Origin of the sequence: Actinotalea endophytica (genome assembly GCF_025717005.1) — a bacterium.
Taxonomy (GTDB): Bacteria; Actinomycetota; Actinomycetes; order Actinomycetales; family Cellulomonadaceae; genus Actinotalea.
The window spans coordinates 292,283-315,930 of record NZ_JAOVZU010000005.1 but is presented as its reverse complement, the minus strand read 5'-3'; the positions used below and the strand labels follow the sequence as shown (position 1 = coordinate 315,930).

Annotated in this window: 13 protein-coding genes and 1 pseudogene; 9 read left to right on the top strand and 5 right to left on the bottom strand. The window is 72.6% G+C overall.

Annotated features, from left to right (window positions below; translation table 11 throughout):
* Nucleotides 1-40: 40 nt before the first annotated feature.
* The 3 genes from gltB (at nucleotide 41) to pyk (ending at nucleotide 7,536) form a co-directional block, all read left to right on the top strand.
* Nucleotides 41-4,585 (top strand): glutamate synthase large subunit, encoded by a 4,545-nt coding sequence (gene gltB / locus OEB99_RS10750; RefSeq protein ID WP_263510049.1) that lies wholly within the window; start codon nucleotides 41-43, stop codon nucleotides 4,583-4,585.
* The gene (locus OEB99_RS10745; RefSeq protein WP_263510048.1) at nucleotides 4,578-6,053 is read left to right on the top strand and encodes a glutamate synthase subunit beta; all 1,476 of its coding nucleotides are present in this window, start codon (nucleotides 4,578-4,580) and stop codon (nucleotides 6,051-6,053) included. Before gltB ends, OEB99_RS10745 begins: the two co-directional genes overlap by 8 nt.
* 73 nt (nucleotides 6,054-6,126) lie before the next feature.
* Nucleotides 6,127-7,536 carry a pyruvate kinase gene (gene pyk / locus OEB99_RS10740; RefSeq protein WP_263510047.1) on the top strand — a complete coding sequence of 470 codons (1,410 nt, stop codon included), beginning with the start codon at nucleotides 6,127-6,129 and terminating at the stop codon, nucleotides 7,534-7,536.
* Nucleotides 7,537-7,619: 83 nt separating this feature from the next.
* Here the strand turns inward: pyk and OEB99_RS10735 are convergent, their stop codons facing one another.
* Complete coding sequence (locus tag OEB99_RS10735) at nucleotides 7,620-10,091, bottom strand: FAD-dependent oxidoreductase (protein WP_263510046.1); 2,472 nt, start codon at nucleotides 10,089-10,091, stop codon at nucleotides 7,620-7,622.
* A gap of 126 nt (nucleotides 10,092-10,217) precedes the next feature.
* Here OEB99_RS10735 and OEB99_RS10730 point away from each other — a divergent pair, with 126 nt between their 5' ends.
* Complete coding sequence (locus OEB99_RS10730) at nucleotides 10,218-10,742, top strand: hypothetical protein (RefSeq protein WP_263510045.1); 525 nt, start codon at nucleotides 10,218-10,220, stop codon at nucleotides 10,740-10,742.
* 3 nt (nucleotides 10,743-10,745) lie between these two features.
* Here the strand turns inward: OEB99_RS10730 and OEB99_RS10725 are convergent, their stop codons facing one another.
* Both OEB99_RS10725 and OEB99_RS10720 read right to left on the bottom strand, forming a co-directional pair.
* Nucleotides 10,746-11,813, bottom strand: a complete 1,068-nt coding sequence (locus tag OEB99_RS10725) for a bifunctional glycosyltransferase family 2/GtrA family protein (protein WP_263510044.1) — start codon at nucleotides 11,811-11,813, stop codon at nucleotides 10,746-10,748.
* Nucleotides 11,810-12,775 (bottom strand): phosphodiester glycosidase family protein, encoded by a 966-nt coding sequence (locus tag OEB99_RS10720; RefSeq protein WP_263510043.1) that lies wholly within the window; start codon nucleotides 12,773-12,775, stop codon nucleotides 11,810-11,812. The genes OEB99_RS10725 and OEB99_RS10720 overlap by 4 nt, the downstream gene beginning before the upstream one ends.
* A gap of 227 nt (nucleotides 12,776-13,002) precedes the next feature.
* Between OEB99_RS10720 and OEB99_RS10715 the strand changes: the two genes are divergently transcribed.
* The 3 genes from OEB99_RS10715 to OEB99_RS10705 all read left to right on the top strand — a co-directional run bounded on the left by OEB99_RS10715 (nucleotide 13,003) and on the right by OEB99_RS10705 (nucleotide 15,524).
* On the top strand, nucleotides 13,003-14,313 hold the full coding sequence (locus OEB99_RS10715; protein WP_263510042.1) for a TrkH family potassium uptake protein: 1,311 nt from the start codon (nucleotides 13,003-13,005) through the stop codon (nucleotides 14,311-14,313).
* Between the two features lie 55 nt (nucleotides 14,314-14,368).
* The gene (locus OEB99_RS10710) at nucleotides 14,369-14,770 is read left to right on the top strand and encodes an OsmC family protein (protein WP_263510041.1); all 402 of its coding nucleotides are present in this window, start codon (nucleotides 14,369-14,371) and stop codon (nucleotides 14,768-14,770) included.
* A gap of 91 nt (nucleotides 14,771-14,861) precedes the next feature.
* On the top strand, nucleotides 14,862-15,524 hold the full coding sequence (locus tag OEB99_RS10705) for a hypothetical protein (protein ID WP_263510040.1): 663 nt from the start codon (nucleotides 14,862-14,864) through the stop codon (nucleotides 15,522-15,524).
* A 61-nt stretch (nucleotides 15,525-15,585) separates the two neighbouring features.
* On the opposite strand, the gene OEB99_RS10700 is transcribed toward OEB99_RS10705, so the two are convergent.
* Nucleotides 15,586-16,611, bottom strand: a complete 1,026-nt coding sequence (locus tag OEB99_RS10700) for a Gfo/Idh/MocA family protein (RefSeq protein ID WP_263510039.1) — start codon at nucleotides 16,609-16,611, stop codon at nucleotides 15,586-15,588.
* 419 nt (nucleotides 16,612-17,030) lie between these two features.
* On the opposite strand from OEB99_RS10700, the pseudogene OEB99_RS19815 reads away from it, so the two are divergent.
* Nucleotides 17,031-18,248: pseudogene (locus OEB99_RS19815) on the top strand (ATP-binding protein); the annotation flags it as partial.
* Between the two features lie 104 nt (nucleotides 18,249-18,352).
* On the top strand, nucleotides 18,353-19,375 hold the full coding sequence (locus OEB99_RS10690) for a tetratricopeptide repeat protein (RefSeq protein ID WP_263510037.1): 1,023 nt from the start codon (nucleotides 18,353-18,355) through the stop codon (nucleotides 19,373-19,375).
* On the opposite strand, the gene OEB99_RS10685 is transcribed toward OEB99_RS10690, so the two are convergent.
* Complete coding sequence (locus OEB99_RS10685) at nucleotides 19,356-23,639, bottom strand: hypothetical protein (RefSeq protein WP_263510036.1); 4,284 nt, start codon at nucleotides 23,637-23,639, stop codon at nucleotides 19,356-19,358. The genes OEB99_RS10690 and OEB99_RS10685 overlap by 20 nt on opposite strands.
* Nucleotides 23,640-23,648: the final 9 nt, after the last annotated feature.

The following is a 23,648-nucleotide window of genomic DNA, read 5'->3' as shown; positions in this document are numbered from 1 at the left end:
CGTCCCCGGGCATGCCCGGGCCGCAGCGAGGACGGTGACGATGAGCCGGCCGCTCCATGAGGTGCCGACGGGTCTGTACGACCCGGCAGCCGAGCACGAGAACTGTGGTGTCGCGTTCGTGGCGACGCTGCGAGGCACCCCCGGACGCGACATCGTCGATGCGGGGCTCACCGCCCTGCTCAATCTCGATCACCGCGGTGCGGTCGGCGCCGAGAAGGACACCGGTGACGGTGCCGGCATCCTCACCCAGATCCCGGACGCGTTCCTGCGGGACGTCGTGCACGCCGAGCTGCCGCCGGCCGGGTACTACGCGATCGGCATGGCGTTCCTGCCGACCGACCCGACCGAGCGCGCCGCCGCCGAGCACGCCGTCGAGCAGGTCGTGGCGTCCGAGGGCCTGGAGGTGCTGGCCTGGCGCGACGTGCCGGTGACCGCTGACCTCGTCGGGTCGATCGCCCGCTCGACCATGCCGGTCTTCCGTCAGCTCGTGGTCGCCGACCCCGCGCGGGCGCTGGCCGGGATCGAGCTGGACCGCAAGACGTTCCGGGTGCGCAAGCGGGTCGAGCACGAGCACGGGCTGTACTTCGCGTCGCTCTCGGCGCGCACGCTCACCTACAAGGGCATGCTCACGACCGGCCAGCTCGAGCCGTTCTTCCCGGACCTGTCGGACCCCCGGTACGCGTCCGAGCTCGCGCTGGTGCACTCGCGGTTCTCGACGAACACGTTCCCGTCGTGGCCGCTCGCGCAGCCGTTCCGGACGCTCGCGCACAACGGTGAGATCAACACGCTGCGCGCCAACCGGAACTGGATGGCCGCGCGCGAGTCGACGCTGAGCTCGGACGTGCTGGGCGACCTCGACCCGGTGCTGCCGATCTGCACACCGGACTTCTCCGACTCCGGGGCGTTCGACGAGGTGCTGGAGCTGCTGCACCTGGCGGGCCGGAGCATGCCGCACGCGGTGCTCATGATGATCCCGGAGGCGTGGGAGAACCACGCCGAGATGGACCCGGCGCGGCGCGCGTTCTACCAGTACCACGGCACCCTGATGGAGCCGTGGGACGGCCCGGCCGCACTGGCGTTCTCCGACGGCACGGTGATCGGCGCGGTGCTCGACCGCAACGGTCTGCGCCCGGGCCGGTACTGGATCACCGACGACGGCCTGGTGGTCCTCGCCTCGGAGGCCGGTGTGCTCGACCTCGACCCCGCGACGGTGGTCCGCAAGGGCCGTCTCGAGCCGGGCAAGATGTTCCTGGTCGACACCGGCCAGGGCCGGGTGATCTCCGACGAGGAGATCAAGTCGTCGCTCGCCGCGCAGCGTCCCTACGGCGAGTGGGTCGAGGAGCACTCGGTCTACCTCGCGGAGCTGCCCGAGCGCGAGCACGTCGACCACTCCTACGCCTCGGTGCGACGTCGCCAGCGGGCGTTCGGGTACACCGAGGAGGAGCTCAAGGTCCTGCTCGGGCCGATGGCGCGTGCGGGCGTGGAGCCGATCGGTGCGATGGGTACCGACACGCCGGTCGCGGTGCTGTCGGACCGCCCCCGGCTGCTCTTCGACTACTTCACCCAGATGTTCGCGCAGGTCACGAACCCGCCGCTGGACGCGATCCGCGAGGAGCTCGTCACCTCGATCGGCGGGGCGCTCGGCCCCGAGCCCAACCTGCTCGAGGACCTGCCGGAGCACGCCCGCAAGCTCGTGCTGCCGTTCCCGGTGCTGGACAACGACGAGCTCGCCAAGATCATCCGGATCGACAAGGCGCCCAAGGTCAAGGGTCACTTCCGTGCGCACACCGTGCGTGGCCTGTACAAGGTCGACGGCGGGGCCGAGGCGCTCGAGGCCCGCCTCGAGGAGATCTTCGCCGAGGTCGACCTCGCCATCGACGAGGGCAAGAACTTCATCATCCTGTCCGACCGCGACTCCGACGCCGACCACGCGCCGATCCCGTCGCTGCTGCTCTCCTCGGCGGTGCACCACCACCTCCTGCGCCGGCACACCCGCACCCGGGTGAGCCTCGTGGTCGAGGCCGGTGACGTGCGCGAGGTGCACCACGTCGCGCTGCTGATCGGCTACGGCGCAGCGGCGGTCAACCCGTACCTCGCGATGGAGACCGTCGAGGGCATGGCCAAGGACGGCACGCTCGACGTGTCGCCGCAGAAGGCGGTCGCCAACCTCATCAAGGCGCTCGGCAAGGGCGTGCTCAAGGTGATGAGCAAGATGGGGATCTCGACGATCGCGTCCTACCGCGGCGCGCAGGTCTTCGAGGCGGTGGGCCTGTCCCACGAGGTCATCGACCGCTACTTCGCGGGGACGACCAGCCGGCTCGGTGGCATCGGTCTGGACGTCATCGCGACCGAGGTCGCCGCGCGGCACGCCGACGCCTACCCGGCCTCGGGCAACCCGCAGGCGCACCGCCGGCTCAACGTGGGCGGCGAGTACCAGTGGCGCCGCGACGGCGAGGAGCACCTGTTCGACCCCGAGACCGTCTTCCGGCTGCAGCACTCGACCCGGACCCGCCAGCTGGACGTGTTCCGGCAGTACACCCGGCGCGTCGACGAGCAGTCCGAGCGGCTCATGACGCTGCGCGGCCTGCTGCGGTTCGCCGAGGGTGCCCGCCAGCCGGTGCCGCTCGACGAGGTCGAGTCGATCGACGAGATCGTCACGCGGTTCTCCACCGGCGCGATGTCCTACGGGTCGATCTCGATGGAGGCGCACCAGACGCTGGCCATCGCGATGAACCGGCTCGGCGCGAGGTCGAACACCGGTGAGGGTGGCGAGGACCCGGAGCGGCTGCACGACCCGCAGCGGCGCAGCGCGATCAAGCAGGTCGCGTCCGGCCGGTTCGGCGTGACCTCCGAGTACCTGACCAACGCGACCGACCTGCAGATCAAGATGGCGCAGGGCGCCAAGCCCGGTGAGGGTGGCCAGTTGCCGGGGGAGAAGGTCTACCCCTGGATCGCCAGGACCCGGCACTCCACGCCGGGTGTCGGCCTCATCTCGCCGCCGCCGCACCACGACATCTACTCGATCGAGGACATCGCCCAGCTGATCCACGACCTGAAGAACGCGAACCCGCAGGCCCGGGTGCACGTCAAGCTGGTCAGCGAGTTCGGGGTCGGCACGGTCGCCGCGGGCGTCTCGAAGGCGCACGCCGACGTCGTGCTCATCTCGGGCCACGACGGCGGCACCGGGGCGAGCCCGCTGACGTCGCTCAAGCACGCGGGGACGCCCTGGGAGATCGGCCTGGCCGAGACCCAGCAGACCCTCGTGCTCAACGACCTGCGCGACCGGATCGTCGTGCAGGTCGACGGCCAGCTGAAGACCGGCCGCGACGTCGTGATCGCCGCGTTGCTCGGCGCCGAGGAGTTCGGCTTCGCCACCGCACCCCTGGTGGTCAGCGGCTGCATCATGATGCGGGTCTGCCACCTCGACACGTGCCCGGTGGGCGTCGCGACCCAGAACCCGGAGCTCCGGGCGCGCTTCAACGGCAAGCCCGAGTTCGTCGAGACGTTCTTCGAGTACATCGCCACCGAGGTGCGCGAGCACCTCGCGGCGCTCGGGTTCCGGACCCTCGACGAGGCCATCGGCCGGGTCGACGCGCTGGACACGAGGGCGGCCGTCGAGCACTGGAAGGCGGCCGGGCTCGACCTCGCTCCGGTGCTGCAGGCGGTCGCTCCGCGGCCCGGCTCTGCGGTGCGCTGCGTGAAGGGCCAGGACCACGGTCTCGAGCGTGCGCTGGACAACCAGCTGATCTCGCTGGCCGCGGACGCGCTCGAGAACGGGACCCCGGTCAAGATCGAGCTCCCGGTGCGCAACGTCAACCGCACGGTCGGCACGATGCTCGGCCACGAGGTCACCAAGCGCTACCGCGGCGAGGGGCTCCCGGACGGCACGATCGACGTGACCCTCACCGGGTCCGGCGGCCAGTCGTTCGGCGCGTTCCTGCCGCAGGGGATCACGCTGCGGCTGTTCGGCGACGCCAACGACTACGTCGCGAAGGGCCTGTCCGGCGGGCGCGTCGTGGTGCGCCCGGACGTCGCCTCGGTGCTCGGCGAGCGGGACGTCATCGCCGGCAACGTGATCGGCTACGGCGCGACCAAGGGCGAGGTGCTGCTCCGCGGCGTCGTCGGCGAGCGGTTCGCGGTGCGCAACTCCGGCGCCACCCTGGTGGTCGAAGGGGTCGGCGACCACGGCTGCGAGTACATGACCGGCGGCACCGTGATGGTGATCGGGCCGACCGGCCGGAACTTCGGCGCGGGCATGTCCGGCGGTGTCGCGTACGTCCTGGACCTGCGTGACGGTGCCCTCAACGGGCTCGCGATCAGTACCGGTGCGCTGCAGCTCTCGCCGCTGGACACCGCCGACCAGGAGGTCGTCGAGACCTTGCTGCGCAAGCACGCCGAGGAGACCGGTTCGCCGCACGCGGCCGCGCTCCTCGCCGACCTGCCCGCGGCGTTCGCCCGGTTCACCCGGGTGCTGCCGACCGAGTACGACCGCATGCGGGCGGCGCTCGCGCAGGCCGCGGCCGACGGCCTCGACGTGCACGCGCCCGGAGTGTGGGACCAGATCCTGGAGGTGTCCCGTGGCTGACCCCCGAGGTTTCCTCAAGGTCCGTGAGCGCGAGCTGCCGGCCAACCGGCCGGTGCCCGTGCGTCTGCAGGACTACCGCGACGTCGTGGCCGAGCGGACCCGCGAGCCGGGCGAGCTCGAGACCGCCCAGCGGCAGGCCGGCCGCTGCATGGACTGCGGCATCCCGTTCTGCCACCAGGGCTGCCCGCTGGGCAACCTGATCCCGGAGTGGAACCACCTGGTCTGGACCGGGCAGTGGGCCGAGGCCAGCGACCGGCTGCACGCGACGAACAACTTCCCGGAGTTCACCGGGAAGATCTGCCCGGCCCCGTGCGAGACCGCGTGCGTGCTGGGCATCAACGCCCCGCCGGTGACGATCAAGAACACCGAGATCACCATCGTCGAGGAGGCGTTCGCCCGCGGGCTGATCACCCCGCAGGTGCCGCACTTCCTGACCGGGTCCACGGTCGCCGTGGTCGGCTCGGGGCCGTCCGGGCTCGCCGCCGCCCAGCAGCTGACCCGTGCCGGGCACACCGTCGCGGTCTTCGAGCGCGCCGACCGGCCCGGGGGGCTGCTGCGCTACGGCGTGCCGGACTTCAAGCTCGAGAAGCGGCTCATCGACCGTCGGGTCGCGCAGATGGAGGCCGAGGGCACCCGGTTCCGCACCGGGGTGGAGATCGGCAAGGACATCACCTGGACCGAGCTCCTGGCCCGGTACGACGCGGTCCTGATCGCGATCGGGTCGACGACGCCGCGGCTGCTGACCGTCCCCGGCTCGGACCTCGAGGGCGTGCTGCCCGCGGTGCGGTTCCTGACCCAGAACAACAAGGTGCGGGCGGGCGACGACATCCCCGACCAGATCACCGCGACGGGCAAGCACGTCGTGGTCATCGGCGGCGGCGACACCGGGTCGGACTGCGTGGGCACCTCGCTGCGCCACGGTGCCGCGTCGGTGACGTCGCTGGAGATCGTGGACCAGCCCCCGGTGGAGCGGCCGGTGAACCAGCCGTGGCCGACGTACCCGATGACGTTCAAGGTCTCGACCTCGCACGAGGAGGGCGGCGTCCGGGAGTACCAGGCGGCGACCACCGCGCTCGTGGGGGACGAGAACGGGCGGGTCCGGGCGCTGCGGCTGGTCACCATGGAGACCAAGCCGGACGGCTCCCGCGGTCCGGTCGAGGGCTCCGAGAAGGAGATCCCGGCGGACCTCGTGCTGCTCGCGATGGGCTTCACCGGGCCGGAGAGCGGGTCGCTCGTCGAGCAGACCGGGGCGGACCTCACGGCGATGGGGACGGTCGCGCGGGGCGACGACTTCTCGACCTCGGTGCCGGGCATGTTCGTCGCGGGCGACGCGGGCCGCGGGCAGTCGCTCATCGTGTGGGCGATCGCCGAGGGCCGCGCGGCCGCAGCAGGCGTGGACGCCTGGCTGCGGGGCTCCACCGAGCTGCACCGGCCGATCGAGCCGACCGACCGTCCGTTGCGAGCCTGACTGTCGGGTGAACGTTCCGTGCGGGGCCGGTCGGTGACGAAAGGTCCCACGACTGAAGAACTAGGCTGGGGACATGCGTAGAGCGAAGATCGTTTGCACCCTGGGACCCGCGACGGAGTCCCCCGAGATGGTCCAGGCCCTGGTTGACGCGGGCATGGACGTGGCACGGATCAACCGGAGCCACGGCGAGCCGGAGGAGCACGCCGCCGTCATCAAGCGCGTCCGGGACGCGGCCAAGGCCGCGGGACGTGCGGTCGCCATCCTGGTCGACCTGCAGGGCCCGAAGATCCGGCTCGGCCGGTTCGAGGAGGGCAAGCACGAGCTTGCCGTCGGTGACGTGTTCACCATCACGACCGAGGACGTGCCCGGCACCAAGGAGCTCGTCTCCACCACGTACAAGGGCCTGCCCGGTGACGCCCGGGTCGGCGACCGGATCCTCATCGACGACGGCCGGGTGGCCGTGCGGATCACCGCGGTCGAGGGACCGCGGGTGGTCACGAAGGTCGAGATCCCCGGTCCGGTCTCGAACAACAAGGGCCTGAACCTGCCCGGCGTCGCGGTGAGCGTGCCCGCGCTGTCGGAGAAGGACAAGGAGGACCTGCGCTGGGGCCTCGCGCAGGGCGCGGACTTCATCGCACTGTCGTTCGTCCGGTCGGCCTCCGACTACGACGACGTCGCCCTGATCATGGCCGAGGAGAAGCGCAAGGTCCCGGTCCTGGCGAAGATCGAGAAGCCGCAGGCCGTCGACAACCTCGCCGAGATCGTGGACGCCTTCGACGGCATCATGGTCGCCCGCGGCGACCTGGGCGTCGAGCTTCCGCTCGAGCAGGTCCCGCTGGTGCAGAAGCGCGCGATCGAGCTCGCCCGCCGTTCGGCCAAGCCGGTCATCGTGGCCACCCAGGTGCTCGAGTCGATGATCTCGGCGCCGCGCCCGACCCGGGCCGAGGCCTCGGACTGCGCGAACGCGGTCCTGGACGGCGCGGACGCCGTGATGCTGTCCGGCGAGACGAGCGTCGGTGAGTTCCCGATCGAGGCCGTCCGCACGATGGCCCGGATCATCGAGAACACCGAGACGCACGGCTTCGACCGGATCGCGCCGCTGGGCTGGAGCCCGAAGACCCGCTCGGGTGCGATCACCCACGCGGCGGCGGACGTCGGCGAGACGCTCGGCGTGAAGTACCTGGTCACGTTCACGCAGTCGGGTGACACCGCACGCCGGGTCTCGCGGCTGCGCTCGCAGATCCCGATGCTCGCGCTGACCCCGGATGGGGACGTTCGCAGCCGGCTCGCCCTGACCTGGGGTGTGCAGACCTACCAGGTCGACACCGTCGCGCACACCGACGCGATGGTCGTCCAGGTGGACGCGACCTTGCGCAAGCACGGTCTGGCCGAGGCCGGCGACCTCGTGATCATCGTGTTCGGTGCCCCGGTCGGGGTGCCCGGCACCACCAACTCGCTGCTGGTGCACCGCTTCGGCAGCTGAGCCTCCCGCCGGCCGCGTGCCGGTACGACGAGGGGCCCCGGGCGGATCGCCCGGGGCCCCTCGCGTTGCTGGTCAGGTGCTGCTCAGATGAAGAAGCGGCCGTTCGACTCGTTCGCCTCGCCGAGGAACGTCGCGACGCCGCCGAACTCGACGCCGTCGATGAGGTCCTCCTCGCGGATGCCGAGCAGGTCCATCGTCATCGTGCAGGCGACCATCCGGACGCCGGACCGCTGCGCGGCTCCGATCAGCTCGGTGAGCGACGGCACGTTGTGGTCCCGCATGACCTTCTTGATCAGGGCCGGGCCACCGCCGAGCATGTTCATCGTCGACAGGGGCATGGCGTCGGGGCCGGACGGCATCATCACGCCGAAGGCGCGCTCGAGGGCCGACTTCTCGGTCTTCGGGGCGTCGTCACGCTTGAGCGCGTTGAGGCCCCAGAACGTGAAGAACATCGAGACCTCGTCGCCCATCGCGACCGCACCGTTCGCGATGATGAACGCCGCGATGAGCTTGTCGAGCTCGCCGGAGAACACCACGAACGACTTCTTGTCCTTGATCCGGGCCGCCGCGCCGGACAGCTGGACGCCGCCCTTGCGGAACCGTGCCTGGAAGCCGGCACCTTCGGGGGTCATGTCGACGAGCTCGTGACCGTTGCGCTGGGCCCAGGCCGGCGCGTCCAGGCCGAAGCCCGGGTCGGAGACGTGTGCCACGACCTCGTCGCCGGGGACGAGGGTGAGCATCGTCTGGGTGAGCCGCATGATCGGGCCGGGGCAGGCCAGGCCGGTGCAGTCCAGGTCGACGACGTTCCCGGTCGCGGCCGGAAGGGCCGTGCCGGTCTCCTCGGCGTAGGAGATCATCGGCGTGGTGGACTCGACCGCGGTCGGGTCCACGTCGTGGAACGCACGGAAGGTGGTCGAGCCGCCGGACAGCGTCCTGACGTCGGTGAACCCGCGCTGGACCAGTGCCCGGTAGGCGAGGTAGGACCGGAATCCGACCGCGCAGTACAGCCGGATCGGCGTGTCCTTGTCCCAGCCGTCCTGCGCGTCGCGGATCGTCTTCAGCGGCACGTTCTCGGCACCGGGGATGTGCCAGATGCCGAACTCGTCCGGGCCGCGCACGTCGATGATCCGGGCGCCCTCGGTGGCCTCCGGGTAGTCCTCGGCGTACCAGAGCTTGAGGTCGCCCGAGATCACGTTGGAGGCCACGAAGCCGGCCATGTTGACCGGGTCCTTGGCCGAGCCGAACGGCGGCGCGTAGGCCAGCTCGAGGCCCTCGAGGTCGTGCACGGTCATGCCGGCGCGGATCGCGGTGGCGAACACGTCGAGGCGCTTGTCGACACCGTCGAACCCGGCGATCTGGGCGCCGAGGATCCGGCCGTCGGCCGGCGCGAAGAGCACCTTGACGTGCATCATCGCGGTGCCCGGGTAGTAGCCGGCGTGGCCGTGCGGGTGGGTCGAGACGGTGAGGTACTCGGTCCCGGCTCGCTTGAGCTGCTTCTCCGAGGCGCCGGTGCCGCCGGCGACCATCTCGAACACCTTCACGACCGACGTGCCCTGCACCGAGTCGAAGGTGGTGGTCCGACCGCAGATGTTCTCGGCGGCGACCCGCCCCTGGCGGTTCGCGGGCCCGGCCAGCGGGATGAGCCACGAGTCGGGCAGCACGGTGTGCTTGACCTCGACGGCGTCCCCGGCGGCCCAGATGCTCGGGTCGGACGTGCGCATGTGCTCGTCGACGGCGATGCCACCGCGCGGGCCGAGCTCGAGGCCCGCGGCCTCGGCGAGCTCGACGCTGGGGCGCACCCCGGCCGCCATGATCACCATGTCGGTCTCGATGAAGGTGTTGTTCTTCAGCTCGACCTGGGTGCGGCCGTTCGCCTTCTTCGTGAACGCCGCGGCCGCCGTGCCCAGGTGGAGCGTGACGCCGTGCGCCTGGATGTACTTCTCCATGGCGCGGGTCATCTCGTGGTCGAGCGGCGGCATGATCTGGTCGGCCATCTCGACGACCTCGACCTTGACGCCCCGCTCGTGCAGGTTCTCGGCCATCTCGAGGCCGATGTAGCCCGCGCCGATCACGACGGCGTGCTGGACGCCACCACTGCGCTTCTTGTCGCCGTCGCCGTCCACGGCGCGCTTGATCACGTCCATGTCGCCGATCCGGCGGAGCACGTGCACCGAGTCCAGGTCGATGCCGGGCATGGTCGGCTTGAAGGGGACCGCGCCGGGGGTCAGGCCGAGGGCGTCGTAGCTCTCGTCGTACTCCTCGCCGGAGTCGACCACCCGGACCCGGACGGACTTGGCCGCGGGGTCGATCGAGAGGACCTCGACGCCGTTGCGCACGTCGATGGCGAGCGAGTCGTGCAGGCTCGCGGGGGTCTGCAGCAGCAGCCGGTCGCGTTCCTTGATGGTCTCGCCGATGTGATACGGCAGGCCGCAGTTCGCGAACGAGACGTGGTGGCCGCGCTCGAAGACGACGATCTCGGCGAACTCGTCGAGACGGCGAGCACGCGCCGCGAGTGACATCCCGGCCGCGACGCCGCCGACGACAACGATCTTCATGGTTCAGGAACCTCATTCCGTGAAGGTGGGTGCGCGCACGCCCGTACGGGCCGTGTGCCCGTCTTCGGGTGGGTGGGCCTCGCCGGCCCGGGCGCCCCGGAAGGGGTCTGATATACCGTAGGGGGTATGACGCCACCTCCCCTGGGTCTCCGGTCCCGTGCCTCCACCCGCCTGGGTGCCGCTGCGACCGGGCTGCGGGCCTGGGAAGCGCGCCAGTACCTGACCGCCGCGGTCGCTTCCCTCGTCACGGTACTCGTGGTCGCGATCCCGACGGCCATGATCGGGAACCCGATCTTCGGTCGCGAGATCCCGACCACGGCGTGGGCGTGGCCCGCCCTGCTGGTGACGGCGGTGCTCTCCGGCATGCTCTTCGCGACCTACGTGCGCCGCAAGGACGACCGGCCCGAGGAGAGCACCGAGGGCAAGGCAGGCGCGCTCGGCGGGTTCCTCACCTTCCTGGCGGTCGGCTGCCCGGTGTGCAACAAGCTCGCACTGCTGGCGCTCGGGTACACCGGCGCCATCCAGTGGTTCGCGCCCGTGCAGCCGTGGCTCGCCGTCGGCGCCGTCGCGCTGCTCGGCTGGGCCCTGGTGCGGCGCCTCGCGGCCGCCGACGCGTGCCCGGTGCCGGTGCGTGCGGGCGAGCAGGGCTGAGCCTCAGCCGTTCACCTCGACCGCGCTCGCCGCGACCTCGGCGGCGTGCCGGTGTCGGAAGACCAGCGCGCGCTGCACCTGGTAGCTGACCGTGAGCAGGCTCAGGTCGGTGATCACCTTCGCCGCCAGCAGCGGCAGGCCGAGCGCGGTGAGCGCTGCCAGGCCCAGGTACGAGCCGGCCAGCAGGAGCACCGCGAGCGTCACGTAGCGGCGCACGACGCCGCGCAACGGCGCGTGCCGCCCGGAGCGGAACGTGACGTGCCGGTTGAGCATCAGGTTGGCGGTTCCGCTCAGCAGCCGTGCGCCGACCACGCCGACCGCGAGCGACCCGCTCAGCGGGACGAGCACGAGCAGCACCGCGGTGTCGATGACGAAGCCCACCAGGGACGCCATCGCGAACCAGAGCACCGGCACCAGCACCCGGACCGAGTCCACGACCGGCCGGAAGTGCGAGGACGCGTTGTGGTCCAGGTAGATCGTCGCGATCTCGATCTCGTGCACGTCGTACCCCGCCGGTCCGGCCTCGAGCAGCACGCGCATCTCGTACTCGAAGCGCTCGCCCGGCACGGTGCCCAGCCACTCGAGCAGGTCGGCTGGGTAGCCACGCAGCCCGGTCTGGGTGTCGTGCAGGTCGAGGCCCGTGACGAGCCGGACCAGTGCGCGCACGCCCGTGTTGCCGACCCGGCTGCGCAGCGGAACGTCGCCGCTGAACCGCCGTGCGCCGAGCACCATCGTCCGGTCGCGGCCCACGGCCGCGGCGACCCGCAGCACGTCCACCGCGCTGTGCTGGCCGTCGGAGTCGGCGCACACCACGTCGTGCCCGGGATGCCGGCGGGCCACGTAGCCGAACGCGGTCTTCAGTGCACGGCCCTTGCCGCGGTTGACGTCGTGCGTCAGGACCGTGGCGCCGGTCTCCCGGACGCCGTCGAACACCCGGCGGTAGGCGGGCCCGCTGCCGTCGTCCACCACGAGCACCTCGGTGCTCGGGCTGGTCCGGTGCAGCGTGCGGACCAGGTCGACGAGTCGCTGGTCGGGCTGGTAGGCGGGGATGACGACGATCACGGTGCTCACCCCGCGACGTAGAGGATGTCGGAGACGCCGCGCTCGCCGCCGTTGCTGGGCTGGTTGATGACCTCGCCGTTGAAGTACATGGTCGACGAGCCGCCGCCGTCGAGGTTGTACGCGGTGGTCGCGCCGAGGTCGATCATGATCTGGGCGAGCTCGTTCATGTCGACGCCCGCCGAGTAGCCGGGGCTCCGGCCGTCGACCACGACGAACACCAGGTGGTTGTCGTCGATCACACCGACCGCGGTGCGCGGCTGGTCGCCCTGGATGGAGTGGTTGCCGAAGTTCGTGTCGACCTCGACCGAGTCGATGCCGTCCACCACCTGGCCGTCGACCACGAGGGCCGGTCCGAAGGACAACGTGTTCCAGACCCCGGCGGCGAGCAGCTCGTCGGCGCTCGTGGTCGTCTCGTCGTACACCTCGACGTGACCGTCGGTGTAGAAGGCCAGCCCCTCGCGGGCCGGCTCGTCGCGGTAGACCACGCCGTTGCGGATCTCGATCCCGGTGCTGCGGAACCCGTAGTAGTCGCCGTTGATCGCGAACACGGCGCCGACGTCGGCGGCGATGTCCGAGGTGTCCTCGGTGATGTTCTCGCCGAACTCGTTCTGCGCGAAGGCCGACCGGAGCGCGGTCGCGTCGGACAGCACGACGTCGGCGACGTAGTACGTGACCTGCGAGCTGCCGCTGCCGGTGACGACGGTCGAGATCGTGATCGACGCGTCGTCGGAGGTGTAGCTCGTGTCGGTGAGCACGGCCTCGCTCGTGCTCGCGTCGGCGGTCGAGTCCGCCGTGGTCGCGCTCGCCGAGCTGGACGCCGAGGCGCTCGCCTCGTACGCCGCGACGTCGGTGATCTCGACGTGCTCGATGACGAACCGGTCCAGGGCCCAGGCAGCGGCGCTGCCGAGACTGAGGACGAGGGTGGTGGCGACGATCGCCGCCGTGCGACGTGTGCGGGAGCGCTTCGACATGTCCAGGAGCGTCCCGCCCGAGCTTTCGGGGACCGTGTCCCTCCGCTGAGGGTCGGCTGTGAGGCGCGCCGTGCGCCACGATGGGACCTGCCCGCCCCTGTCCGTGAGGAGTGCCCGTGCCGCCGTGGTCCCGTCAGCGTGCCCCCCAGGCGCGGCCGGGCTTGCCTGGGGGACCTGTCCAGCGGCCGTCCGGCGGCCTCCGGCTCGGCGCCGCCTGGCGCGCCGCGATGCACCAGCGTCCGCTGCTCGGCATCGTCCTGGGGTTCGCCGGCGCCGTGGTCCTCGGGACCGTGCTCCTCGTCCTGCCCCTCTCGGGTCACGCAGGTCTGCGCACGGCGCTGTTCACCGCGACCTCGGCGGTCTGCGTGACCGGGCTGACCACGGTCGACACCGGGACGGCGTGGACCGGCTTCGGCCAGCTCGTGATCCTGCTGCTCATCCAGCTCGGCGGCTTCGGCATCATGACGTTCGCGTCGCTGGTGGGGCTGCTCGTCTCGCGGCGGCTCGGGCTGCACACCCGACTGATGGCAGCCGCCTCCACCCGGACGGTCGGCCTCGGCGACGTGCGCAGCACGCTCGTGCGGGTCGGCCGGATCACCCTCGCGGTGGAGGCCGCCACGGCCGTCCTGCTCGCGGTCCGTTGGGTGTGGGGCTATCACGAACCCTTCGGCAGGGCCGTGTGGCTCGGCGTCTTCCACGCGGTGTCGGCCTTCAACAACGCAGGCTTCGCGCTCTTCCCGGACAGCCTGGAGGGGTACGCGACGGATCCGTGGATCGGGATCCCGATCGCGCTCGCCGTGCTGATCGGCGGCCTCGGCTTCCCGGTGGTCGTCGAGCTGCTCCGTCGGCACCACCGACCGAGCCGCTGGAGCCTGCACACCAAGATCACCGTCCTGATGACCGCGATCCTGGTGCCGCTCGGCACGGTGTTCATGCTGACCGCCGAGTGGTCCAACCCGGCGACGCTCGGCGGCCTCAGCGTGCCCGGGCGGGTGCTCGCGTCGTTCGTCCAGGGCGTGATGCCCCGGACGGCGGGGTTCAGCGTGCTCGACCCCGCCGCGCTGCGGGAGGGCACCTGGCTGGGCACCGACGTGCTGATGTTCATCGGCGGCGGGAGCGCGTCCACCGCGGGTGGGATCAAGATGACCACGTTCGCCGTCCTGGCCGTCGTGATCTGGTCCGAGCTGCGCGGCGACCCGGACGTGACGTTCTTCGACCGTCGGATCTCGGCCGCCGCGCAACGCCAGGCGGCAGCCGTCGCCCTGGTCGGTGTCGCGGCGGTGATCGTGCCGACCATCGCGATCGACCTCACCTCCGACTTCGGGCTCAGCGACATCCTGGCCGAGGTGGTCTCGGCCTCGGCCACGGTCGGCCTGTCGGCCGGCATCACCGCCCAGCTCGCGCCGTGGCACCAGGTGGTCCTCATCGGCCTGATGTTCGCCGGCCGGCTCGGGCCGATCACGCTCGGGGCCGCGCTGGCGCTGCGTGAGCGGGCCCGAGCGGTGCGCAGGCCCGAGGGACAGCCGATCATCGGGTGACCGCCGTCCGGGCGCGCCCGACGCGCAGCGGGGCGGTCGTGTCACGATGCCGCCCATGTCCCACCGCAGCCTGAGCGTGACCCGCGACAGCCAGGGCGTCTACACGGCCCGCAACGCGAAGGGTGCGGAGGTGACGTTCGGCGCCGAGGGCTTCACCCCGATCGAGATGCTGCTCGCCGCGCTCGCCGGTTGCGCGGCGGTGGACGTCGACCACGCCACGAGCCGGCACGCCGAGCCCGAGCGGTTCACGGTGCGGGTCGACGCCGAGAAGCACACCGAGGGCGGCAACCGCCTCGAGGACGTCGTGGTCACCTTCGACGTCGCGTTCGGCGAGGGGGCGGGTGCCGACCGTGCGCGTGCCGTGCTGCCGCGTGCCGTCACCGTGACCCACGACCGGTCCTGCACGGTCTCCGGCACCCTCGAGGCCGCGACACCGGTCGTGATGCGGCTCGCCTGACGGTTGCGGTCGCGGCGGCCTCGGCGCTGTGCTCCTGTTGCCGACCTCCCGCAGCGGGCGCACACTGACGGCCTCACCCGAGGAGGTCGGCATGACCACAACCGTGCCCGACTCGCTGCCGGTGCTGGCGCCCGGGGCGCATCGTCGCAGGACGGACGGCGGCTGCTTCATGGAGTGGGCCAGCCTGCTCGCAGGGGAGCGCTGGAGCGACCACCCCTCGTGCACCCACCCGCTGCTCGCACACCTGGCGCGCTCGGTCAACGACCGGGTCGGCGACCTGCAGCGTCAACGCCTCGTGCCGTTGATCCCGGACGTCATCGGGCTCACCTCGACCGACCCGCGCTGGGACCTGGAGATCGCGCTCGTCGCCGTGCGCCGTGCGGCCCCGGAGGCCGCGGACGAGGACCTGACCCGTGCGCTCGCTGCCGGTCTGCTGACGTTGGACCGGGCCCTGGCGAGCAGGGACGGACGGTCACCGGGCGCACTGCGGCCGTCGACAGCCGCGACACTGGCTCGCATCCCCGATGCTGCCGCGTGGGCCGAGCAGTTCACCGCGGAGCTGACCGTGACCCGGTTCGGCAGCCGTGACCTGGCGCGGACCGCGGTGGATCACGCCGTCGGGGCGCTGGCAGCGGGCGGCGCGGATGCGCTCCTCGGAGTGCTCGAGGACGCGGTCGCGGTCTGTGCACGACTCGCCGGGCGTAGCAGCGCGGCCCTCGGAGCGCCGGTCACCGCGGGGGCCGGCGCGCGGTAGCGCCCGCTGCGCGAGGCGCCGACGACCCGCCGCCGGTGCACACCCGCCGCCGTGCGGGGCCTCAGACCTCGACGCGGATCCCCTCGTCGCCCGAGCGGATGATGGCGTGCGCGACCTGCAGCGCGCGGCGCCCCGCCGACGCGGGCACCGGAGGCGGTCCTCCGGCGCGCAGCGCGCGCAGCAGGTCGTCGACGTAACGGTCGAACGTGCCGTGGAAGTTGCGCGCCTCGTCGTCGAAGTACCCGGCCTGCCAGACCTCGGCCACGTCGTCACCGGCGCGGGAGAGCGTCAGCCGGCGGACGGTGTCCTCGACGAGCCCGCGACCCTGCGTGCCGTTCACCTCGAGCAGGTGGGTGCCCGGGTAGGCGTACGACGAGTCGTAGGTGCCGAGCAGCGTCCCGACGGCCCCGGAGGCGAACTCCAGGGCAACTGCGAGGGTCGTGACGGTGCCGGGGTGGGAGCGGTCGTACGGCTGGGACATGACCGAGGCGATCGGCCCGCACAGGTGCTCGAGCATGTCGAGGCCGTGCACCTGCGTCTCGATGAGGTTCGCGTGGCGGGACCCGCCGAGGTTGGGTTCGCCGCCGAACCGCCAGGTCGCGAACACGAGGTCGCCGAGCCGGCCCGCGTCGATCGCCTCCTTGAGCCGCCGCACCGGCTCCGCGTAGCGGTGGTTGAGGTCGATCGCGAAGAAGAGGCCGCGCCGGCCGGCGGCGGAGACCAGCGCGTCGGCCTCGGCCAGGTCGAACACGAGCGGCTTCTCGACGAGCAGTGGCACGCCCCGCTCGACGAGGTGCAACGTGGGGGCGAAGTGGGCCTCGTTCGGCAGGCACACCGTGACCAGGTCGGGCGAGGTCGCCTCGAGCATGGCGTCGACGTCGGTGAACGGCGTCGTGCGGTAGGCCGCGGCCCGGGCGGCCGTCCGGTCGGGGTCGCGGCCGACCACACCGACCAGCTCGGTGTCGGTCCGGTCGGTGAACACGCGGGCGTGCTGCTCGCCCCAGCCGCCCGTGCCGACGACGGCGACCTTGAGGACCGGTGCGGTCGGTGGTGTGCGGGGGGCGGCGCTCGGCCGGAACTCGGGCATGTCACCCACTGTGCCGCAGGTCCGTGCGTCGCGTGCCGTTCGCCGGCGGGAATGCTCAAGTTCGCCGAGTTGTTGCCGATATTCACTGTGAACGGGATGGCGCGACGCGCTACCGTTCACATGCGCAGGACGCTGCCGAGCGGTCACGACATCCCGCCCAGGCGCTGCGTCCCGTTCGAGTCGCGGGCCTGAAGGCATGGGCACCGGACCCGGGCGGGTGGCTCGTCCCTGACGGCGACCAACAGGCCGGTCGTGGTTCAGGCTCCCCGAGAAGGGCAAACGGGGGAGCGGGCGGGGGCGATGATGTCGACTCGACGGCCCGGCCACCTCGGCCGGGCCGTTCGCGCACCTGGCGACGATCCGGGCCCTGGCTACAGTGGAAGGGCCGCGCACGACCTCCGAGAACCACGGGAGTCGGCATGACCGTCTTCGGGGACGAGCTTCGTCTGGTGCGTCGTGCGCGCGGCCTCACCCAGGTGGACCTGGCGAAGCTGGCGGGGCTCAGCGTCGAGGCGGTCTCGCTGCTCGAGCGCGGTCGCCGCTCGCCGCGGGTATCGACGCTCCGACAGCTCGCGGACGCGATGTCGCTCGAGGACCTGGACCGCCACACCTTGCTGCGCGCCGCTTCCGTAGGGCACGGCGTGCAGCCGCTGCCCAGCTGGCCGGGCCCGCTCCTCGGCCGCGACGCCGCGCTGCGGACCGTCGGCGGCCTGCTGACGCAGGGCGTCGGCGTCGTCACGGTGACCGGACCCGGCGGTGTGGGCAAGACGCGTCTCGCCGTCGCCGTCGCGCAGGAGCTCGCGGGCCGGCACGCCGACGGGGTGATCTGGGTACCTGTGGGCGCGGTCCGGCGAGCCGGTGCGTGGTTCACCACGGTGGGTGACACGGTGGGCGCGCCCGGGGCGACCACGCTCGACGCGATCGTGCGCCGGCTCGCCGACCGGGACGCGCTGCTGCTGCTCGATGGCGCGGAGCGCCTGCTGGACCGCTCGCGGGAGCTGGTCCGTGCCCTGGGTGACTGGGCGCCCGGCGTCCAGGTGCTGGTCACGTCGCGGGTTCGGCTGCAGCAGCACGGGGAGATGTCGTTCCCGCTCCCGCCGCTCGCCCTGCCGGACGGCGAGCACGACGTCGCGGGGCTCGTCGCCGCCCCGGCGAGCGCGCTGTTCCTGCGCGCGGCGACCCGGCCGGCGGACCTCCCGCTGAGCACTGCGGACGTCCGCGCGGTCGAGCGGATCTGTCGTCGCGTGGACGGCCTCCCGCTCGCGGTCGAGCTCGTCGCGGCGCGCTCGGACGTCCTGGGTCTGACCGAGCTGGCCGACGCGGTGGAGCAGAGCCTCGCCGAGACCTCGGACGGGCCCGGCGCGCCGGGCCACGAGGTCGGCGACGACCTCCTCGGGGCGGTGGTGGGCTGGAGCGACCGGGCGCTACGACCTGCTCAGCGGGAGATGTTCGCGACGCTCTCGGTGCTCGCCGGCTCCTTCGGCCCCCACGACGTCGAGGCCGTCTCGGCGCGCGACCCGGCCGAGACGCTGGACAACCTGTCCGCTCTGCTCGCCACCTCTCTGGTGGTGCGGGCGGCCGACGCCCACGGCACGGCCCGCTTCCGGATGCTGCGACTCGTGCGTGACGTCGCGGCCCGCCACCTGGCCGAGCGGGACGACGCGGACGCCGTCCACGCGAGGCACGCGGCGTGGGTGGCCGACCTCGTCGAGCGGCTCGGCGCCGGCGCCGGCGACGACCCGTGCGGGGGGCGCGCCGACCCCGGCGGGGCCCGTTCGAGGTCCTCGACGACCACGTCGAGGACCTCGACCGTGCCGTGCACTGGGCGGTCGGGCACGACCCCGACCTCGCGCTGCGCATCGTGGGGGGCGCGTGGGAGTGGTGCTACCTGCGCGGCCGGTATGCGCAGGGGCGCGCCTGGACGGCGCTTGCCCTCGCGGCCGCGCCGCAGGCTGCGTCCTCCGGCGCCGTGCGCGCGGCCCTGCGGGCTCGCGCGTTGCAGGCGTCGGGCACGCTGGCCTTCCTGCAGTGCGACTACGCCGTCGCGACCGACCAGGTCGAGGAGTGCCTGGCCCTGTCGCGCGACCTGGGCGACACCGCCGGTCAGTGCTGGGCGCTCGGCCGGCTCGGCAGCATCGCCCGCGAGCGGGGTCGCTACCAGGACGCGCGACGGCGCCACGAGGACGCGCTCCACCTCGCCCGTGCGGCGGACGACGTCCGGGCCGAGTGCGGGCAGCTCACCGGCCTGTCGCTGGCCGCATGGCTGTCCGGCGACCTGGCTCTGGCGGCGCGGTTCGCCGCGCAGGCCGTGGCTCTGGTGGATCGCATCCCGCCCGGTGAGCCGGCGATCTGGTCGGCGATCAACACGGGCGTGATCGCGCGGCTCAGCGGGCGTCTCGAGGAGGCCGACGCCCTGCTGGCCCGCGGCTACGAGCTGAGCGAGCAGCACCTGTTCCCGGAGGGCATGGCCTGGACGCTGAACCAGCGTGGTGTCGTGGCCCGGGAGCGCGGCGACCTGGATCGCTCGGCCCGGCTGCAGGAGGTGGCTCTCGCCGAGCACCGGCGCCTGGGGGACCGGTGGCGCGAGGCGAGCGCGCTCGAGGAGCTCGGCCTGCTGGCGGCGCTCCGGGGCGACGTCGCCGTCGCGGCGTCGCGTCTGGTCGAGGCCGAGCGGGTTCGGGCCGTGATCGGAGCTCCCGTGCCGCCCGCCGAGCGCGCGGTCCGGGAGCGCGCCGGAGCGATGCTCACCCGATCCGTCGGGTGAGGCCGATGCTCCGTTGCACGGTCGGCAGGTCGAAGGAGTCGGCGTAGACCAGGCGCTCGCGCAGGGTCGTCAACCCGGCGGGCGGTGCCAGGTGGAGCATCGAGGGCGAGCGCGACCGGGTGTGGCCGAGCGGTTCGTCGGTGTCGTCGTCGGCCCACTGCAGCTCGACCTCGCGAACCATGATCCGGCGGCGCTGCCCGGCCCGGCCGTCGGGCACCGGGACCACACCGGTCCAGTGCACGTCGGCGAGGCTCGCGGCCTGGGTCGGCACGAGCTCCACCTCGGCGCCGGTGTCCTGCCAGCCGAGATCGGGGTCGGACCCGGAGCCCAGGACCTGCACCCGGGCACTGAGGCGGTGGCTCTCCAGGACGCCGGGGCCACTGGGGTGCGGACCGGTGATCCGCTCGGCCGCCCAGGTCAGGCCCGCAGGTCCGTGGACCTCGACGTGCACCGAGCCGGCCTGCGTGCTGAACGTCGCGGTGCGCGGGGGGACCAGCTGGATGAAGTCCGTGGTGCGCACCCGGGAGATCTCCGCGCCGTCGATCGAGTGCGGCTGGTACCGGCACAGACCGAGCCGGACGAACGGCAGGTAGGAGCTGCCGGCGTCCAGCTGGATGTCGCAGAACCACAAGCCACGGTCCGGGTCGAACCGGGGCGTGTGGCCGACCACCGTCACCGTGTCGTTCGCGGTCTCGGCCAGGGCGAGCCCCGTGCCGACGGCCGTGCGGAGCGGCATCTGGTGGATGTACGGGCCGTGGGCGACGGGTGCCGAGTCGCGGATCGGGTCCGCTCCCCAGCGGGTCACGAGCGTGTCGGGGTCGGGCCCGAGGTGCAGGAAGCCCCAGACCAGGTCGCCGACCAGGTCGAGGTTGGCGGCGGCCCGGCCGAAGGTCGCCCGGGCGAGGTCGGGGGACACGTCGACGTCGCCGAGGCCGACCGTCGCGAGCAGCTCCTCGGAGCCGGGCAGACCGCGTGCCGCGGTCGTCACGCCACGCCGCCCCGCGGCGCGACGGACGACACCGGCCGCGGCGAGGTCGGCGGCCTTGCGGGCCGTGAGCGGCACGGTCATCCCGGCGGCCAGGTCCAGCGGCCAGGTGAACCACGGCTGGTCGGCGATCACGACCCCGAGCAGCTCGCCGTCGCCGGAGGAGAACCACGGCCTGCGCAGGTAGACGCGCAGCCCGCCGACCCGGGTGCGGCTCAGCGGGCGCGGCAGCGGCCGGTGCCCGGGCAGGGCCAGCGCCGGGGGCAGCTCCTCGGTGCGCCAGTCGAAGGTCGGCACGACGTAGGCGACCTCCGGCGGCTCCGGGCGCCGCGAGGACGGCACGTGCCGGGACACGGCGGGCCCCGCACGGGTCACCAGCGACGCACCCGTCCCGTCGACGCCGTCGACGATCGCGGGCGGGAAGTACTCGCGGAACCGGGTGGTCGCGGTCGCGGTGTAGTCGACCAGCCGGTGCTTGGTGTCGCCGAGCTCGTGGCGCAGACGGTGGACCGGCCCCTGGCCACCGCCGGCCGGAGCGTCGTCGCGGCCGGTGCGGCAGTGGTTCTCGTCGGGCTCGAGGTTCAGGTCGCCCACGTGCGCGTGCGCGCTGCGCAGCCCCCGTCCGTCGACGCCGTCCAGGGGCGCGTCCATCGCGAGGTCGTCGACCTGCTCGTGCCACACGGCGTCGACGTCGAGCCGTCCGGTGCTCTTGGCGTGGTTGTCGATCGCGCCGTCGAGGACGCAGAGCGTCTCACCGGCGTCGCGGACCATGCCGGCCGGCGGCACCGCGACCTGGGGGTCGGTCAGCGGCTTCTCCACGGCGTGCACGAGGGTGAGGGTCACCGGCGGGGTGGTCAGCCACATCCGTCCCTGGAGGGCCTGGCCGCGGTCGTTCGCGTCCATGACGTTCTCGACCAGGCTCCACACGCCCTGGATGTCCAGGTCGGTGTCGTCCAGGTACGAGCTGAGGCTGACCCGGACCACCTCGGCCTGCGGCAGGTGGACGTTCAGGACGCGCGCCGTGGGGTCCCACTGCGGCGACTGGGGCGTCCCGCCCGGCGAGACCGGCGCGGGCGCGGGCCCGTCGTGGATCCGGAGCAGGAACGGCTGGCGGTCCCACCAGGCGCCCTCGCCCTCGACGGGCCACGGCTGGAGCCAGGTCTGCGCCGGGCCTGCCGGCAGCGTGGTGAGGCTCGCACCGCGGCTGGACACGTCCGGCAGGTACGGCAGCTCGAGCTCGGCCTGCGGCACGACGTCGGGGAGCGCACCGGCCTCGCGGGACGCGACGGCGAAGGCCTCGTCCCGGGCGGCCTGGCTCGAGCCGTCCCCGATCGCGGCGTCGAACACGCCGTGCTGCTCCGCCATCTGCTGCGACGTCTTCGGGGCGGCGAGCCAGCGATCGTTCGTGGCCTGGTAGCCGGCCGCCTCCTGGACCCTCGGCAGGGCGACGTAGTCGGCGACCGGGATCCCGGCCGTGCTGCGGATCACCATGCGCAGCTGCGACTCGCCCTCGGAGTAGGGGAGCCGGGGCAGCACGGCCGGTGAGGACACCGGCTCCCAGCGGTAGAACCGCTGGGGCGCGCTGGCATGCCCGTCGTCGGCGAGCCCGGGCTCGATGCTGTTGCCGGCGAGGTCGACCAGGCGCGCGCGGAACCGGTACTCGGTGCCGTAGCGCAGCCGCGGCAGGGTCCCGGGCGTGGCCTCGAACGACGTGACGAGGGGAAGGTCCGCGTCGGTGGCGAGGTCCGTGGGTGGTTGCTCGAGGTCCTCGTCGGGGTTGACCCGGCCGCCGGGGCGCTGCACGACCTGGCTCCAGCCGCCCCAGGAGAACAGCGCCTCGTGCAGGTAGAGCTCGGAGTCGTCGTCCGGGACCTCGGTGGTCGACGCGGCCTTGACGTACCCCTCGTCCGGCGGGATGTCGAGGGGCTCGTCGCCGTGGGCGGTCTGCACGCGGTAGGTGCCGGTCCTGGCGTAGAGCGGCCGGAACCGACCGTCGGACCCGGCATCGACCCGGTACCCGCGGACGACGTCCTCGGCGAAGAGATCCGCGGGCTGGCCCGCCTTGGTCAGGGTGTCGTTCGCGAGCGAGTGGTCGAGCTGCTCGACGACCTGGGCGGCGCGGTCCACCCGGACGATCGTGAACCCGGCGGATCGCAGGGCCGGCAGCGTCGTCTCGTCGTCCGAGATCGACGGCTGGGTGGTCGCCAGGTGGTCCTTCAGGGTGCCGACCGTCGCCGCGAGGTGGGCGGCCTTGAGGACCGACCCGTCGATGTCGATCTGGTGCACCTCGAACCAGTCGTGGACGTTGAGCCGGAGCTGACCCCGGTCGAGGTCGCCCTCGCCCTTGCGCGAGCGCGGGACGAAGTACTTCCCGTCGAGGAGGTAGTTGAGCCAGGGCGCGGCCTGGGGCTCGGTCATCCACGGCTCGGGGTCTCCTTCGAGCACCAGGCGCATCCGCTGTGGGCCGTCCGGCAGGTCGTCCGGCAGCACCAGGTCGACGGCGAGCCCGAGCATCCGCATCAAGGTGGGGTAGTCCCCGAGCGCAGCGACGTAGGCGTGGAAGTCGTAGTGCGGCGCCGACGGGGCGGGTGTCACCGCGTGCTCGTCGAGCATCGCCGGCGAGGTCCGCACTCGGCGACCGTGGCTGAACCGGTCGTAGAACCGGTACGCCTGCAGGTAGTTCAGCCGGCGGCGCAGCGGCCCGGGCACCGCGCTGCGGACCAGGTACCGGCCCCTGCGGCCCTCGATGACGTTGCTCACGTCGACGAAGAAGGCGTCGAGCTGCCGGTACGGCGAGTCCGGTCCGTCGAGCTGGCGGCCCAGGTCGCCGACGTCGTCGGCGAGCGTCGCGATCGGCCCGGTGGACGCGGGCGGGAAGGCCCAGGGGTGCTGCGCGGCGACCTGGGCGTAGGTGCTCAGCACGTCCTGCGCGAGCTCGGCGGCGGGGAAGCTGCGCATCGTCCGCTCGGAGCGGTCGACGAACTCGTGCCCCTCGACCCCGACCGCGTCGCCGAACACGAGGTGCCAGGTGTCGGACGAGGGCGGCGCGACCGGGTCGACGCGCTCGGCCGGGAAGATGCCGACGCCGTCCACCTCGACCTGCCAGGCCAGCCTGGACAGGGTCTGCGGCCAGTCGGTGAACGCCGGGAAGGCGCGCACGGACTGGAAGGACTGACCGGGGTCCGGGGTGAGGCGAGGGGACACCAGGACCGTGGCGCGCAGGCGGTCGTCACGGCGTCCGTCCGGCAGGACCGTCCACAGCACTGACTCGGCAACCATGACTGCTCC

Excerpts from the sequence above, each read along its gene's own strand:
- gltB (WP_263510049.1), top strand. The coding sequence starts at position 41 with ATGAGCCGGCCGCTCCATGAGGTGCCGACGGGTCTGTACGACCCGGCA.
- pyk (WP_263510047.1), top strand. The coding sequence starts at position 6,127 with ATGCGTAGAGCGAAGATCGTTTGCACCCTGGGACCCGCGACGGAGTCC.
- OEB99_RS10735 (WP_263510046.1), bottom strand. The coding sequence starts at position 10,091 with ATGAAGATCGTTGTCGTCGGCGGCGTCGCGGCCGGGATGTCACTCGCG.
- OEB99_RS10730 (WP_263510045.1), top strand. The coding sequence starts at position 10,218 with ATGACGCCACCTCCCCTGGGTCTCCGGTCCCGTGCCTCCACCCGCCTG.
- OEB99_RS10720 (WP_263510043.1), bottom strand. The coding sequence starts at position 12,775 with ATGTCGAAGCGCTCCCGCACACGTCGCACGGCGGCGATCGTCGCCACC.
- OEB99_RS10715 (WP_263510042.1), top strand. The coding sequence starts at position 13,003 with ATGCACCAGCGTCCGCTGCTCGGCATCGTCCTGGGGTTCGCCGGCGCC.
- OEB99_RS10710 (WP_263510041.1), top strand. The coding sequence starts at position 14,369 with ATGTCCCACCGCAGCCTGAGCGTGACCCGCGACAGCCAGGGCGTCTAC.
- OEB99_RS10705 (WP_263510040.1), top strand. The coding sequence starts at position 14,862 with ATGACCACAACCGTGCCCGACTCGCTGCCGGTGCTGGCGCCCGGGGCG.
- OEB99_RS10700 (WP_263510039.1), bottom strand. The coding sequence starts at position 16,611 with ATGCCCGAGTTCCGGCCGAGCGCCGCCCCCCGCACACCACCGACCGCA.
- OEB99_RS10685 (WP_263510036.1), bottom strand. The coding sequence starts at position 23,639 with ATGGTTGCCGAGTCAGTGCTGTGGACGGTCCTGCCGGACGGACGCCGT.